The sequence below is a fragment of the Consotaella aegiceratis genome (genome assembly GCF_036541425.1).
In the GTDB taxonomy this organism is placed as follows: domain Bacteria; phylum Pseudomonadota; class Alphaproteobacteria; order Rhizobiales; family Rhizobiaceae; genus Consotaella; species Consotaella aegiceratis.
Map to the genome: position 1 here is coordinate 18901 of NZ_JAZHFT010000007.1, position 14376 is coordinate 33276.

Annotated in this window: 16 protein-coding genes; 7 read left to right on the plus strand and 9 right to left on the minus strand. The window is 65.8% G+C overall.

The annotated features are described in order from the left end of the window. Positions 1-3 precede the first annotated feature (3 nt). On the plus strand, positions 4-648 hold the full coding sequence (metW, locus tag SMD10_RS06920) for a methionine biosynthesis protein MetW (RefSeq protein ID WP_331684935.1): 645 nt from the start codon (positions 4-6) through the stop codon (positions 646-648). 39 nt (positions 649-687) lie between these two features. Here the strand turns inward: metW and SMD10_RS06925 are convergent, their stop codons facing one another. Both SMD10_RS06925 and SMD10_RS06930 read right to left on the minus strand, forming a co-directional pair. Further along, positions 688-1671 carry an aldo/keto reductase gene (locus tag SMD10_RS06925; protein WP_331684936.1) on the minus strand — a complete coding sequence of 328 codons (984 nt, stop codon included), beginning with the start codon at positions 1669-1671 and terminating at the stop codon, positions 688-690. Between the two features lie 78 nt (positions 1672-1749). Further along, the gene (locus tag SMD10_RS06930; protein WP_331684937.1) at positions 1750-2484 is read right to left on the minus strand and encodes a class I SAM-dependent methyltransferase; all 735 of its coding nucleotides are present in this window, start codon (positions 2482-2484) and stop codon (positions 1750-1752) included. A 176-nt stretch (positions 2485-2660) separates the two neighbouring features. On the opposite strand from SMD10_RS06930, the gene gloB reads away from it, so the two are divergent. Together gloB and SMD10_RS06940 are read left to right on the plus strand one after the other, a co-directional pair. Further along, positions 2661-3431, plus strand: coding sequence for a hydroxyacylglutathione hydrolase (gene gloB, locus SMD10_RS06935; protein WP_331684938.1), 771 nt, complete (start codon positions 2661-2663; stop codon positions 3429-3431). After that, entirely contained in the window at positions 3431-3889 is a 459-nt protein-coding gene (locus tag SMD10_RS06940) for a cupin domain-containing protein (protein WP_331684939.1), read from the plus strand. Before gloB ends, SMD10_RS06940 begins: the two co-directional genes overlap by 1 nt. A gap of 33 nt (positions 3890-3922) precedes the next feature. Here the strand turns inward: SMD10_RS06940 and yddG are convergent, their stop codons facing one another. Both yddG and SMD10_RS06950 read right to left on the minus strand, forming a co-directional pair. Then, positions 3923-4858 carry an aromatic amino acid exporter YddG gene (yddG, locus tag SMD10_RS06945; RefSeq protein WP_331684940.1) on the minus strand — a complete coding sequence of 312 codons (936 nt, stop codon included), beginning with the start codon at positions 4856-4858 and terminating at the stop codon, positions 3923-3925. Positions 4859-4928: 70 nt separating this feature from the next. Then, complete coding sequence (locus SMD10_RS06950) at positions 4929-5726, minus strand: DUF3108 domain-containing protein (protein WP_331684941.1); 798 nt, start codon at positions 5724-5726, stop codon at positions 4929-4931. A 148-nt stretch (positions 5727-5874) separates the two neighbouring features. Between SMD10_RS06950 and SMD10_RS06955 the strand changes: the two genes are divergently transcribed. Further along, positions 5875-6435 carry a GNAT family N-acetyltransferase gene (locus tag SMD10_RS06955; RefSeq protein WP_331684942.1) on the plus strand — a complete coding sequence of 187 codons (561 nt, stop codon included), beginning with the start codon at positions 5875-5877 and terminating at the stop codon, positions 6433-6435. A gap of 98 nt (positions 6436-6533) precedes the next feature. Here SMD10_RS06955 and SMD10_RS06960 read toward each other — a convergent pair whose 3' ends face one another. Genes SMD10_RS06960 through SMD10_RS06970 form a run of 3 tightly spaced genes read right to left on the minus strand, consistent with a single transcriptional unit; the run spans position 6534 to position 9043 of the window. Next, positions 6534-7316, minus strand: a complete 783-nt coding sequence (locus SMD10_RS06960; protein WP_331684943.1) for a MetQ/NlpA family ABC transporter substrate-binding protein — start codon at positions 7314-7316, stop codon at positions 6534-6536. A gap of 37 nt (positions 7317-7353) precedes the next feature. Beyond that, the gene (locus SMD10_RS06965; protein WP_331684944.1) at positions 7354-8019 is read right to left on the minus strand and encodes a methionine ABC transporter permease; all 666 of its coding nucleotides are present in this window, start codon (positions 8017-8019) and stop codon (positions 7354-7356) included. After that, the gene (locus tag SMD10_RS06970; protein WP_432757201.1) at positions 8009-9043 is read right to left on the minus strand and encodes a methionine ABC transporter ATP-binding protein; all 1035 of its coding nucleotides are present in this window, start codon (positions 9041-9043) and stop codon (positions 8009-8011) included. Before SMD10_RS06970 ends, SMD10_RS06965 begins: the two co-directional genes overlap by 11 nt. A 438-nt stretch (positions 9044-9481) precedes the next feature. Here SMD10_RS06970 and rpmB point away from each other — a divergent pair, with 438 nt between their 5' ends. The 3 genes from rpmB (at position 9482) to SMD10_RS06985 (ending at position 11315) form a co-directional block, all read left to right on the plus strand. After that, positions 9482-9775: a 50S ribosomal protein L28 gene (gene rpmB / locus SMD10_RS06975; RefSeq protein WP_331684945.1), complete on the plus strand. Its 294-nt coding sequence runs from the start codon at positions 9482-9484 to the stop codon at positions 9773-9775. A gap of 81 nt (positions 9776-9856) precedes the next feature. Next, the gene (locus SMD10_RS06980) at positions 9857-10543 is read left to right on the plus strand and encodes a queuosine precursor transporter (protein ID WP_331684947.1); all 687 of its coding nucleotides are present in this window, start codon (positions 9857-9859) and stop codon (positions 10541-10543) included. A gap of 493 nt (positions 10544-11036) precedes the next feature. Further along, on the plus strand, positions 11037-11315 hold the full coding sequence (locus SMD10_RS06985) for a Kazal-type serine protease inhibitor family protein (protein ID WP_331685073.1): 279 nt from the start codon (positions 11037-11039) through the stop codon (positions 11313-11315). 123 nt (positions 11316-11438) lie between these two features. Here SMD10_RS06985 and SMD10_RS06990 read toward each other — a convergent pair whose 3' ends face one another. Together SMD10_RS06990 and cobT are read right to left on the minus strand one after the other, a co-directional pair. Next, positions 11439-12467, minus strand: coding sequence for an esterase-like activity of phytase family protein (locus tag SMD10_RS06990; RefSeq protein ID WP_331684948.1), 1029 nt, complete (start codon positions 12465-12467; stop codon positions 11439-11441). Then, on the minus strand, positions 12467-14374 hold the full coding sequence (gene cobT / locus SMD10_RS06995; protein WP_331684950.1) for a cobaltochelatase subunit CobT: 1908 nt from the start codon (positions 14372-14374) through the stop codon (positions 12467-12469). Before cobT ends, SMD10_RS06990 begins: the two co-directional genes overlap by 1 nt. Positions 14375-14376 lie beyond the last annotated feature (2 nt).

The window sequence follows — 14376 nt, forward strand, 5'->3', positions numbered from 1 at the left end:
GCGGTGGATAGCCCTGTTTCCGCAACACAGAGCCTCGCCAACACGGCGGCATCGCGCGTCGATCTCCGCGTCATCGCCGATCTGGTGACGCCGGGGGCCCGCGTGCTCGACATCGGCTGCGGCGACGGCTCGCTGCTGGCGCTGTTGGAGACGCGGCGCGACGTCGACGGGCGCGGCATCGAGCTGAGCCAGCAGGGCGTCAACGAATGCGTGGCGCGTGGGCTTTCGGTCATCCAGGGCGACGCCGATGCCGACCTCGTGCACTATCCGGACGACGCTTTTGACTTCGTCGTCCTGTCGCAGACGATCCAGGCGACCCGCAATCCGCGGACGGTGCTCCAGGAGCTGCTGAGGATCGGCCAGCGGGCGATCGTATCCTTCCCCAATTTCGGGCACTGGTCGATCCGTCTGTCGCTCGGCATTCGCGGGCAAATGCCGGTGACGAAGAACCTGTCGCATGCCTGGTACGACACGCCCAACATCCACTTCTGCACGATCCGCGACTTCGTCGCTTTGGCCAAGGAGCTGGGCGCCGAGGTCGAGACGGCGATCGCGCTCAATGCGACCGGTCAGAAGATGGGCATGCGGATGCCCTGGGCCTTCTGGAACGTCTTCGGCCAGCAGGCGGTGTTCGTGCTGAAGCGGTGAGGGGAGAGCATCCTCCTGCCAACGATCTGATTTCGTCTTCTACAGCCCCAGCATCTTCATCGCCGCTTCGGGATAACGCGTGCCGGCGGCTGCGCCCTGCGGGAAGGCCGCGTCGAGCGCGGCGATCTCGTCCGCGGACAGCATGACGGCGTCGGCTCGGACGTTGTCCTCCAGATATGTCACCCGCTTGGTGCCGGGGATCGGCACGATGTCCGGCCCTTGCGCCAGAACCCAGGCGAGGGCGACCTGCGAGGCCGTTGCGCCTTTATCGTTGGCGATCGCCTCGACCTTGGCGACCAGATCGAGGTTCTTTTGGAAGTTCTCGCCCGAAAAGCGCGGATTGGCCTTGCGGAAATCGCCTTCGGGCAGATCGTCGGGCGTCTTGAAGCGGCCCGTGAGGAAGCCGCGGCCGAGCGGCGAATAGGGCACGAAGCCGATGCCGAGTTCGCGCAGCGTCGGCAGGATCGTATCCTCCACGTCGCGGGTCCACAGCGAGTATTCGGTCTGAACGGCGGTGATCGGATGGACTGCGTGAGCACGGCGGATGGTCTCCGGCGCGGCTTCGGACAGTCCGAGATGGCGGACCTTGCCTTGCTTCACCAGATCCGCCATGGCGCCGACCGTGTCCTCGATCGGCGTCTCTGGATCGACACGGTGCTGGTAGTAGAGGTCGATCATCTCGATGCCGAGGCGCTTCAGGCTCGCCTCGCAAGCGCTTTTGACATAATCGGGTCTTCCGTTGACGCCGAGACGCTCGCCGTTCGGGCCGCGAACATTGCCGAACTTCGTGGCGATGATGACGTCGTCCCGGTGGGGCGACAGCGCCTTGCCCACGAGCTCTTCGTTGTGACCGCTGCCGTACATGTCGGCGGTGTCGAAGAAGGTGACGCCGAGTTCGATCGCCCGATGAAGGACGGCCGTCGATTCCTGCTCGTCGCCGGCGCCGTAGAATTCCGACATGCCCATGCAGCCGAGACCCATGGTCGAGACTTCGAGGTCGCGTCCGAGGATGCGCTTGTCCATCGCTCTTCGCCTTTCGATAACTTCGGGAATACCGACAAAGTAGGGCGCGGAGGGCGGCGTCGCCAGAGTGGCGCGACGCTAGGACGGCAAACCTTGCGGCACCAGCACGGGCGTGCGGATGCGTTGGCGCTCGCGCCGTGCATCGGCGACCGGGATGCCACGATAGATCTGCTTCTTCGCCTCGACGACGACGACGCCGGAAAAGATCGGCCAGGCGTCACGGCCATAGCGCTCCATCGCTCCGGCGAGGCCGAGCAGCGACCGGCGCTTGAACGGCGGAAACAGGAGAGCCTCCGACACCGAGCAGGCCGTGAACATGGTCTCGCGCATCAGGTTCAGGAGCTGGCCGCGCGACCATGGCCGGCCCGAGCCGAAGGGGGTGTGCTCGAAACGGCTCCACACGCCGCGCCGGTTGGGCACCACCACCACGAGCTCGCCGCTCGGCGCCAGGACACGCCACGCCTCCGTCAAAAGCTGGTTCGGGTTTTCCGCGAATTCCAGGGCATGGACCATCAGGATGCGATCGACCGAGGAATCGGGCAGCGGCAGATCCTCGCCATCGACCATTGCCGTCAGGGAGCAGAGCCCCGCCGGCCACTTCACCGCGCCCTGGGCGGCGGGCATGAAGGCAAAGGCGCGTTCGGCGTCGCTCGCGAAGCGGTCGAGATAGGGCAGGGTATAGCCCAGCCCAACCAGCCGCTCGTCGGTGATCGGCTGCCAGACCGACGTCAGCGCGGCCTGCACGGCGCGCTGTGCGGCAAGCCCCAGGGGGGAGAGGTAGAACTCGCGCAGGTCGATGATATCGGCGTTCATGATCCAGGCTTGCGGGCGGCCTCGTGTTTCCTCCCGCCTTCTATAACGCGGCGATGATCGAATCATAAAGTCGGGGCTCGCTTGAGGCGCCGAACCCGCTCCCATCCGCTCGAACCGGTTTATTCCCGCCGTCGCGCGCCCTACATCAGCGACGCGGCATGTCAGAGAGGACTTTCATGAGCGAGATCGAAATCCGGCAATTCATGTGCCGCAGCGACAATTTTGGCGTTCTGGTTCACGATCCGCAGACCGGCACGACGATTTCCATCGACGCCCCCGAGGAACGGCCGATCCGTGCCGTATTGGACGAGACGGGCTGGACGCTGACCCATATTCTCACCACGCATCATCACGGCGACCATGTCGCGGCCAACGAAGCGCTGAAACAGGCCTATGGAGCGACCATCATCGGGCCGGAAAAAGAGCAGGATCGGATTCCGGGGCTCGACCGGGCGGCCAAGGGGGGCGACGTGCTCGACGTCGGCGGCATCCGGGTCGAGGTGATCGACACGCCTGGCCATACGCTGGGCGAGATCTCCTACTACCTGCCCGAAGCCAAGGCGCTGTTCGCGGCCGACGCCCTGTTCTCGCTCGGCTGCGGCCGGCTGTTCGAGGGCGACGCGGCGATGCTCTGGTCCTCGCTCCAGCGGCTCCGCGCCCTGCCGGATGAGACCATGCTCTATTGCGGGCACGAATACACCGCCACCAACGCCAAATGCGCGGTGGCGATCGATCCGGGCAACACGGCGCTACGCAACCGCATCGCCGAGGTCGAGCGACTGCGCGAGGAGGGCCAGCCGACGCTGCCCGTTCTGCTCGGCACCGAAAGGCTGACCAATCCGTTCCTGCGCGCCGACGACCCGATCCTGAAGGGTGAACTGGAGATGCTCGACACGGATCCGATCGAGGTCTTCGCCGTCATGCGCAAGCGGCGGGACCAGTACTGATGGCAGGCGCTGCGGATGTCATCATCGATCACCTGAAGCTGGAGCAGCATCCGGAAGGTGGCTGGTTTCGCGAGGTTTTCCGCGATACGGCGACGGACGCGGACGGGCGGGCGCGTTCGACGTCGATCTATTATCTCCTGAAGGTCGGCGAGACCTCGGCCTGGCATCGCGTCACGGATGCTGCCGAGACTTGGCATTGGTATGCCGGCGCGCCCCTGGTCCTGACCGTTTCGCCGAACGGCCACGACGCGTCGGCGCATCGACTGGGCTCCAACTTCGCGCTTCGGGAAGAGCCGCAATTCACCGTGCCCGCGGGCTGGTGGCAGACCGCGACGAGCCTTGGCGAATACACGCTGGTCGGGTGCACCGTGGCGCCGGCCTTCGTGTTTTCCAGCTTCGAATTGGCACCGCCTGACTGGCGCCCGACGCCAAGGCCGGCGGGCGGGCGTTCGGGATAGTCGGTGGGCGGCACGATCAGGCCACGCCGATTATCAGATTGATTCTGATTTTTCGCCTATGTGCTTGGGTCCATTTGGATTTCTTGTCGGCCCGTCGGGCGATCGCGGTCGGACCAGGCGCGCGAACAGCGGCAGGGCGGCGAGGACGGCGCCGGTGGTGATGAGGACGGCAGCCGACAGGATGGTTGCCGACATTCTCGTCTCGCCCGCCGCGACCAGGATCAGCGTCGACAGCAGCGGCGCGGCATAGCTCGATGCGCCGATGACCTGGATGTCGCCGTGCTTGACGCCGTGGTCCCAGACGTAGAAGGCGGCCCCCACGGGCATGAGGCCGAGGCCGAGCACCGCCAGCCATTCGCCCGCGCCCGCCGGCCACACCGTGGTCTCGAAGGCAAGGTGAACCGGCAGCGACAACAGCGCGGTGCCCAGGCAGAAGCCAGTGACCACTTCGCTCGGTACGCTGGAAAAGCGGCGCGAGGCGAGCGAATAGGACGACCAGAAGAAGGCCGCGCACAGGGCCAGCCCGTAACCGGCGGCGTAGCGTTGCGAAAAGTCGAGGCCGCCGCGATCGGCGATGATGAGAGCCGCGCCGCCCAGGCCGAGCAGCGCGCCCATTGCATGATACCAGCGCAGCCGCTCGCCCGGAAGCAGAGCCGATCCCAGCACGATCAACAGCGGCCAGAGATAGGCGATCAGGCTGGCTTCCGCCGCTGGTGCCCGGCGCAGGGCGGCGAAATAGAGCGCGTGATAGCCGAACAGGCCGCCGACGCCGACAAGCCAGACGGCCGGGCGCTGGCGAAACACCCGAAGCGGCGTTCCGCGCACCCACAAGGCGACGATGCCGACGAGGCTGCCCACCGCGAACGTCATGGCGTTGAGCTGGAAGGGCGGCACCGCCCCGCTCCTCGCGGTGAACAGCGCCAGGAGCGCCCACATCAGGACCGCCGCAAAGCCATAGAGGGTCGCCACAGCCTACTCCACACTCGAGGGATGCCCGTTGTCAGGCGTGCCCCTTCGCAGGTCAAGGTGGGAGGATGCCTCAGCGCTTGGCGAAGGTACTGGCGGTGATCGTCAGCGGCCCAACCTCGGTGGGGACGCGAACGCGAACCGGAGCGTAGATATCGGTGTCGCCGATCGGCGCGAAGCGAAGTTCGATCGTCTGATCGCGCATGAATTTCAGCTGCTTGTTGGACCGGCGATAGCCGCTGACCGGCCGGACCTTTGCCTTGCACACGATCGCGTCGCCCGAATAGCCGTCGGTGGAGACCTTCTGTTGACCGGCCGGCGACAATATCAGGTCGAGCCGCGTCCAGCCGTCATAGAAGGCAACCGTTCGCTGACACAGCGCGTCGCCGTCGCCCTTGCGAATCATCAACCCGCTGAGCGGATCCACGACGGAGGCGAGATGGTCCGGCTCGACGGCAATGAAATCGCGTTTGCGGTTGCGGTCCTCGGGCTTGGTTTGCGTGGCTACGGCCCGGCCCCCGGCGAAGTCGACCCGGCTCGACCAGGCCTTGTCGCCCATCTCGTAGGCGAGGGCATAGTGGTTGGGCAGAAGCTTTTCGCCTGCATAGCTCCCCTTCACCGAGCTGGTGCCGCGCGTCTTGGCGAAGAGATCGGCAAGCCCCGCCGAAGACAGTTCGCCCTCGACGGAGAACCCCTGCTCTTCGAGCGTGGTGTGGAACGTGGCACGCCCGACGATGAAGCCGATCAGCGAGATCTGATAGACGGTCTTATAGGACTGCCGTCCCGTGCCCTCCGCGCGCAGGGGCGAGGCGCCGGCCAGCCCCAGAGCGAGGCCGAGAAAGACACCGAGGTAAGCGCGCGAAAGAAGCATGGCGAGGTCCGATCGATCGGGGACACGCAAGCTAGGCTTGCAAATAGGGCGAAAGTCCGCCTTTTGTCTTTTCGCGCTCGGCATCCGGCATCGGGTGTCCGATCCGACCCGTCGTCCAGTGCTGTCGCTTCCCATGGAGCCAATGACGATGTCCGTCCAGCTCGTCAAGCCGAGCCTCGATCGCCTGCCGGCCTATCTGGCCGCGTTGCAGCGCGGCTTCTCGGCCGACACCGTGCGCGGGCGGGTGGCCGCCGAAGAGGAGATCGTGCGCATCGAGGCGGATGCCGCCGCCTTCGTGGACAGCCTCGACGATCCCGAGGCCAGGGGCGCGCCGATCAAGATGCCCGACGGCACGACGAAGCCGCGCCTGCCGGGATTCCGGCGGTGGATCTGGGACGACGATTTCTGCGGCAACATCAACTTTCGCTGGCAGCCGGGAACGCCGGCCCTACCTCCGCATGTCCTCGGCCATGTCGGCTATGCGGTGGTGCCGTGGAAGCAGAGCATGGGCTACGCCAAGGCCGGGCTCAAGCTGATCCTGCCCGAGGCGCGGGTTCTGGGGCTGCCCTATATCGAGATCACGACGGATCCCGAGAACCAGGCGTCTCAGCGCGTCATCGAGGCATGTGGCGGGTGGCTCGTCGAGCGCTTCCAGAAGCTCGATATCTATGGCGGGCACGAGGGCCTGCGCTACCGGATCGATCTCTAGGCGCGCCTTTTCGCGACTTCGACCGATAGCGGTCGGCGCGATCGTCGCTTTTGCCTGGAAGGGCTGCGGCGGGACAACCGCTGCAGCCCGATCCCGGCCTACCAGGACGCGATGACCGCGCCCTTGTATTCGGTGTCGATGAAGTCGCGGATCGACTGGTCGTGATAGGCGGCGATCAGCTTCTTCAGCCATTCGGCGTCCTTGTCCTCGCTGCGCACGGCGATGACGTTCACATAAGGCGACTTGGCGGATTCCCGGGCGATCGAGTCGTTTTTCGGATCGAGGCCGGCTTCCAACGCGTAGTTGGTGTTGATCGCCGCCGCGTCGACATCCGGCAGCGAACGCGGCAACTGCGCGGCGTCCAGTTCCACGATCTCGACGTTCTTCGGGTTTTCGGTGATGTCGAGCGGAGTCGCCTTCAGGCCGGCGTCGGCGTTCAAGGTGATGAGGCCGGCATCCTGCAGCAGCAGCAGGGCCCGCCCGCCATTGGTCGGGTCGTTGGGAATGGCGACCGTGGCGCCGTCCTGCAACTCGTCCAGGCTCTTCACCTTCTGTGAATAGACACCCATCGGCGTGTTGATGGTTGGTGCGACGCTGACGATGTCGAAGCCCCGATCGGCCACCTGAGCGTCGAGGTAGGGCTGATGCTGGAACGAATTGGCGTTGAGCTCTCCGTCCGCCAAAGCCTGGTTCGGCACGACGTAGTCGGAGAATTCGATGACCTCGATGTCGAGCCCTTCCTTGGCCGCGACGTCCTTCACCTTTTCCATGATCTCGGCGTGTTCGCCCGGCGTGACGCCGACGGTGATGCTCTCGGCCAGAGCGGGAGCGGCGACGCCAATTGCCAGCGTACCGGCGAGCAGAATGGTCTTGAGGGGCATGGGAGTCCTTTTAGCGTGAATTGGAGATTTCGAAGGATCAGGTGTTGCGGCTGCGCTTGTCGAAGCGGCGGGCGAGCAGGTCGCCGGTCGACTGCACCGCCTGGACGAGGGCGATCAGGACGACGACCACCGCCAGCATCATTTCCGGCATGAAGCGCTGGTAGCCGTAGCGAATGCCGAGATCGCCGAGCCCGCCGCCGCCGACGGCGCCGACCATGGCCGAGTAGCCGATCAGGCTGACCACGGTGAGCGTCAGCCCAAGCGTGATCGACGGCCGGGCCTCCGGCACCAGCACCTTCCAGACGATCTGCAGCGGGCTGGCGCCCATGGCGCGCGCGGCCTCGATCAGGCCCGGGTCGACCTCTCTGATCGAGGATTCGACGAGGCGCGCGACGAAGGGAATGGTCGCGATGGTCAGCGGCACGATCGCGGCCGACGTGCCGATCGAGGTGCCGGTCAAAAGCCGCGTGAAGGGAATGATCGCCACCACCAGAATGATGAAGGGCGTCGATCGCACGGCGTTGACGACGGCGCCGAGAACGCGGTTGAGGGCCGGGGCCGCGAACAGTTCGCCCGCCCGGCTGGTGGCGAGGAAGATGCCGAGCGGCGCGCCGAGAATCACCCCTATCACCGCCGACACCGCCACCATGAACAGCGTGTCGAGGGTGGCGCCCCAGATCAGCCAGAGCATGTTAGCGGACATAGCCGAGCACCTCCGTGGCCAGACCCCGTTCCTCGATGAAGCGGCGGGCCGGTTCGAGCACGGCCAGATCGAGAGAGACGACCAGCGTGCCGAAGGGCCGGCCGGCGATCTCGTCGACGGCGCCGGCCAGAATGTTGACGTCGATGGCCAATTCCTTGCCGAGCTGCGCGAGGATCGGATCGGTGGCGGTCGGACCGGTGAAGACGACCTTGAGCACGGCGCTCGCACCCGGCTCTGCCGCATCCGTCATCCGCTCCGTCACGAAGGCCGGCAGGCGAACACCGGTGACGCCTTCGAGAAAGCTTCTGGTGACAGGATGCTGCGGGCGGGAGAACACCGAGTAGGTGTCGCCGGTTTCCACGATACGGCCCCGGTCGAGCACGGCGACCCGGTCGGCGATCTCGCGCACCACCTGCATCTCGTGGGTGATCAGAAGCACCGTCAGACCCAATTCGCTGTTGACCTGTTTCAGCAGCGCCAGCACCGATCGCGTGGTTTCCGGATCGAGCGCGCTGGTCGCCTCGTCCGACAGCAGCACCTTGGGCCGCGTCGCCAGGGCGCGCGCAATGCCAACCCGCTGTTTCTGTCCGCCCGACAGCTCCGCCGGATAGCGGTCGCGTTTGTCCGCCAGTCCGACCAGGTCGAGCAAGGGCAGCACCCGTTCGCGGATTTCCGTCTTGCCGAGGCCGGCGATCTCCAAGGGCAGCGCCACGTTGGCATAGGCCGTGCGCGCCGACAGGAGATTGAAATGCTGAAAGATCATGCCGACGTTGCGCCGCAGGTCGCGCAAGCCGCGCTCGTCCATCGCGCCGACATCGACACCGTCGACCAGTATGCGGCCCGAGGTCGGGCGTTCGAGACCGTTGACCAGACGGATCAGTGTCGACTTGCCGGCGCCGGACCGCCCGATGATGCCGACGATGCGGCGGTTCGGGATCGCCAGATCGATATCTTCGAGGGCCGCGAAGGCCGTTCCGCCCTTCGGCGCGGCAAAGCGTTTTCCGGCGGCCTGGAAGCGCACGATCGTGTCGGTGTCGGCTGGCTCGCCCGGAGGTCCGCTCGGCTCGCCATGGGAGGGGTACGCTTGCACTATTCGGTCTCTGGTCTCGAAACTTCGCCGTTGCGGCTCGCGCCGCCGGCGCCAAGTGGCCCGCGTTCTGCCCGGTCGCGCCGCGACAGGCAAGGAACGTGCTTCCACGCCGGCCTCATACCGCGAAAAAGCGATCCTCCCTAGGCGCTTCCATCGGCGACATCGTCACATGGATTCGGCGCGGGGCGGGTCGGCAAGCGATGAACGACCCCGACCCGCGTGAGCCGCACGGCTTTGCGTGGCCGCGTGTTGACCTTATCGACCGATATCGGTATAGGGCGAGCGATTTTCCCGATCAGCCCCGGGCCATGATCGCGCCGGCCAAAAACGGTTGCGGCGGTCGGGTGGCATCGACCATATAAGGTGATCACAATGTCACGCGCTTGCGAACTGACCGGCAAGGCCGTCATGACCGGCAACAATGTGAGCCACGCGAACAACAAAACGCGTCGCCGCTTCCTGCCCAATCTCTGCAACGTCACGCTGATGTCCGACTCGCTCGGCCAGCGCGTCCGCCTGCGGGTCAGCGCCCACGCGCTGCGCTCGGTGGAGCATCGCGGCGGCCTCGACGCCTTCCTGATGAAGGCGAGCGAACGGGAGCTGTCGCCGCGCGCGCGCCTGCTCAAGCGCCAGGTGGCCAAGAAACTCGCGACCGCCGAAGCCTGAGCTTCAGCCTGAACTGTCCTTTTGCGGCCGGGCGTCATGGTGGCGCCCGGCCGTACTGGTTCCATCACCCAGGATAAAAAAATGAGCAGCACGCGCCGCTATCTTCCCGCCGTTCTGGCGATGACGCTGATCGTTGTCGCTTCCAACGTCCTCGTCCAGTTTCCGGTCGGGGGCTCGATCGGCTCGCTCCAGCTCGCCGATATCCTGACCTGGGGCGCCTTCACCTATCCCTTCTCCTTCCTGGTCACGGACCTGACCAATCGTCGGTTCGGGCCGAGAATCGCGCGTCGCGTCGTTCTCGTCGGCTTTCTGGCGGCGGTGGTCTGTTCGATCGTCGTGCCGAAGCTGCTGTTCAGCCTCGGTCTGATGGACTTCGCCACGGCCGCCGACCGGCTGATGCGCATCGCGCTCGCTTCCGGCTGCGCGTTCCTGGCGGCCCAGCTCCTCGACATCACCATCTTCAACGGGCTGCGGCGGCAGGCTTGGTGGCGGGCACCGGTGATCTCCTCCGTGGCGGGAACGGTCGTGGATACGGCGATCTTCTTCACCATCAGCTTTGCGCCCGCTTTTGCCTTTCTGGGGCCGAACGACGACTTCTCGCTGGGCACCGCGCCGCTCTTCGGCGTCTTGTCGGTGGAAACGGTGCGCTGGGTCTCCTGGGCGCTGGGCGATCTCGGCATCAAGCTCGTCATCGCCGCGCTGGCGCTTGTGCCCTACCGCATCATCATGCAGGCCCTGATGCCCTATCCGGTGCCGGCAAGGAGCTGAGACTGGGCAATCCTGTGCGGTCGAGATGGATCGCTCCTAACGCAGATCTCCAGAAGAGCAACGGCTTTGCAAATTCCGACTTGGTCCACCAGTCGGGAGTTGCTGCTGGCCCATTCGGTTCGGAGAGAGCGGCGGCTTCATTGCTGAGCAGTTCGATGTGTCATCACAATATAAAGGTGCATATATGGTAAATAACTACCATTGATTGCATTTCTTGTTGCTTTTGCTAAAATTGGCTCATTCGGCGCTTCCGATTACATGGCGGTCGATCCTGGGACGGAGGTGCGGGAATGACGTTAATGAAAAATCGGTTTGGGAGGATGGCATGCGCAGATGGCTGGCAATCGCGGCACTTTTGATTTTCCCCGCTTCGGCATGGGCGGCGCCGGGTGATTTCTGCGGCGGCGTGGCTGGTGGCCAATGCGGAGAGGACGAGTACTGCCGATATTCGCTCGAAGCGTCCTGCGGTATTGCGGATCAAGCGGGCACATGCATGGCCAAGCCAGAGATTTGCACCAAGGAGTTCATCCCTGTGTGCGGGTGCGATGGGGTGACATATAGTAACAAGTGCATGGCCGCCGCACATGGGGCCAGCGTCGCCTATGTCGGTAGCTGCCGGGCGTCGTCGGACCTGCAGGCGTGCGCGCAGGTTATCTCGTGTGGCATCATCGATGGTATATACCAGCAATTCCCGACGCCTTGTGCGGCGACAGCGGCCGGCGCGACGAACGTAACCCCAATGGAAGGCGACTCCTGTCCGGCAGTCCAGTAACGAACGACTCACGAGAAAGTGGGACTGCCATGGCTCGCGCGAGCTCTGAGATGCGAGCCATGGCAGCCAGTGCGCGCCCGACTGGCGAGGCCCGATAAGGATCTCGTCCGCTGAAATTTCCCGTCAGTTTGTCGCCGGCGAGCGATCGTCAGCCAGCCTGAACTCCAGCAGCAGGGTGCGCTGGAAGAAGTTGCCGTTGTCGTCGGAGATCAGCGTCAGGTAGGTCTTGCCGTCGTCGCCGACCGAGACCTCCAGCCCTTCCATGTTGTCGATCTCCTGTCCGAGATCGGCCTGCATGATGATCGGACCGTCGACCAGCGCGCCGGGCTGGATCGTCCGGCCGTCCACGCGGCGGATGCGCATGCCGATGCCGGACAAGATGCCCGTGAAGCGGCGCTCCAGGAGCAACAGGTCGCCGTCGGGCAGGAAGGCGCCGTCGGTCACGTCCCAGTTCTCGTCACGTCGCACCTTGAAGACCGACGAATGGTCGGCATCGAAGATCGCGGCGAAGAGATTGCCGTCCGAATCGATGGAATGCTCGCTCACCGTGACCAGCGATCCGTGAAGGCGGCTGCCCGAGGGCGCGGCCGCTAACATTTCCAACCCCTTGTTGCGTCTCAGTTCGCCGCGCGGCACCGGCAGTTTCACCGGCTGCGGCCGGCTCTCGGCTGGATCGAGGGGGTAGTCGAAGGCTTCGATGCGGGCGTCGCTTTCGAATGCGACGAACGCCTTGTCGCCGACGACGGCCAGCGCCTCGGCATCCGCGTCGCGTTTGCGCTTGGCAGGCTGGCCATGGGTATCGAGGATCGGGAAGAGCCGCGCATCATCGATGCCGGCCGGGCGTCCCTGCGGATCGCGGCGCAGGTCGCCCGTCACCCAATAACCGGTGTCCGTCACCACCAGGAAGTGGCTCCGACCCGCGGTGAACCGAAACGAGGACAGGCCGGAAAACCGGACATCCGACGACGCGAGCTTCAGCCCGCCCACGAAATCGAGACTGCCGAAGCGGGTCTGTGTCGAGCCGGGCTGGAATTGGCTGATCGATGAGGCCGTGATGGTGATGTCCGGCTGCGCGGCAAGATGCGGCTGTGCGCAGGCGGCTGTGACCAGCGCGACGCTCGCCGCCGCGAGACCGAGCGTCCGGCCGCGCATCACCGGCGAATGCCAGCCCGCCGCCGTTGCGAAGATCCGCCGCCCTGGCTCTCGTCCTCGAAGAGGCCGGCCAGTTGCTCGGTCATTGCGCCGGCAAGTTCCTCTGCGTCGACGATCGTCACGGCGCGGCGATAGTAGCGCGTGACGTCGTGGCCGATACCGATCGCCAGCAGTTCGACCGGCGAGCGGGTCTCGATCTCCTCGATGACGGCTCTCAGATGCCGTTCCAGGTAGTTGCCCGGATTGACCGAGAGCGTCGAATCGTCGACGGGAGCGCCGTCCGAGATCATCATCAGGATCTTGCGCTGCTCGGGCCGGCCGAGCAGCCGGTTGTGCGCCCAGATCAGCGCCTCGCCGTCGATATTCTCCTTGAGCAGGCCCTCGCGCATCATCAGCCCGAGATTGCGGCGCGAGCGGCGCCAGGGCGCGTCGGCGCTCTTGTAGACGATGTGGCGCAGATCGTTGAGCCGGCCGGGGCGCGGCGGCTTGCCGGCCTTGAGCCAGGCCTCGCGGGCCTGGCCGCCCTTCCAGGCGCGGGTGGTGAAGCCCAGCACCTCGACCTTGACGCCGCAGCGCTCCAGCGTGCGGGCCAGGATGTCGGCGCAGGTGGCCGCCACGGTGATCGGACGACCGCGCATCGAGCCGGAATTGTCGAGCAGCAGTGTCACCACCGTGTCGCGGAAGGAGGTGTCGCGCTCCATCTTGTAGGAGAGTGGCTGCATCGGGTCGATCACCAGCCGCGATAGGCGGGCGGGATCGAGATAGCCTTCTTCCAGGTCGAACTCCCAGGCGCGGTTCTGCTGCGCCATGAGACGGCGCTGCAGCCGGTTGGCGAGCCGGCCGACAACGCCCTGGAGCGAGGCGAGCTGCTTGTCTAGGAAGCTGCGCAGACGGTCGAGTTCGGCTTCGTCGCAGAGTTCCTCGGCGCCGACCACCTCGTCGAACTGTGGCGAGAACACCAGATAGTCGGACTCGCGCGGCTGGTTGGTGAGCGGCTGGTTCGGGCGGCGCGATTCGCCCGGCGCCTCGGCGTCGGCCTCCTCGTCCGTGAGCATTTCCTCGGCAGACATTTCGGCCGCGTCCGTCTCGGCGGCGTCTTCGGCCTGGTTCTCGCTCTCGGACTCTTGCGGCTGGGCATCCTCGGAGCTGGAGTCCGCCTCCGAACCGCCGCGCTCCTGGCTTTCGCCTTCCTGCTTCTCGCCCTGGTCCTGGTCGTCGCTGTCGTCGGGGTTCTCGTTGCCGAGCTCCTCGGCCATGTCCATCGAGGCGAGCATGTCGCGCATGGCGCGGGCGAAGCTCTGCTGATCCTCCAGAGTCTCGGCCAGGCGTTCGAATTTCGTGCTGGCCTTCTCGTCGACGAAATCGCGCCAGAGGTCGACCAGCGCTCGGGCGCTGGGCGGCACCGGCCGGCCGGTCAGCTTTTCGCGCACGATCAGCGCCAGGGCGTCTTCCAGCGGAGCCTCGGCCCGATCGGTCACCTCGGTCAGGTTGGAGCGGAAATAGCGGTCTTCCAGCATCGAGGCGAGGTTGTCGCCGACGCCTTCCATGGTGCGGGCGCCGATCGCCTCGACGCGGGCCTGCTCGACGGCGTCGAAGATCGCGCGCGCGTTGCGCCCCTCCGGGCAGAACTTGGCGTGAAGCCGCGAATCGTGGCGGGCGCGGCGCAAGGCCATGGCGTCGGACAGCCCGCGGGTGACGGCCACGTCGTTCTGGGTCGCGCGTTTGGGCAGTTCGGGCAGGCGCGCCCGGTTGCCGGAGAGGCCGGGCCGGTCGTTGCCGAAGGTGATCTCCAGCTCGTGGTCGCCGGCAATGGCGCGCAAGCAGCCGGAGACCGCGCGCCGGAACGGCTCGCGATCCTTGGAGCTGCTGCCCTTGCGGGCTTCCGAATTGTCGCCGATGCGGGCCATGG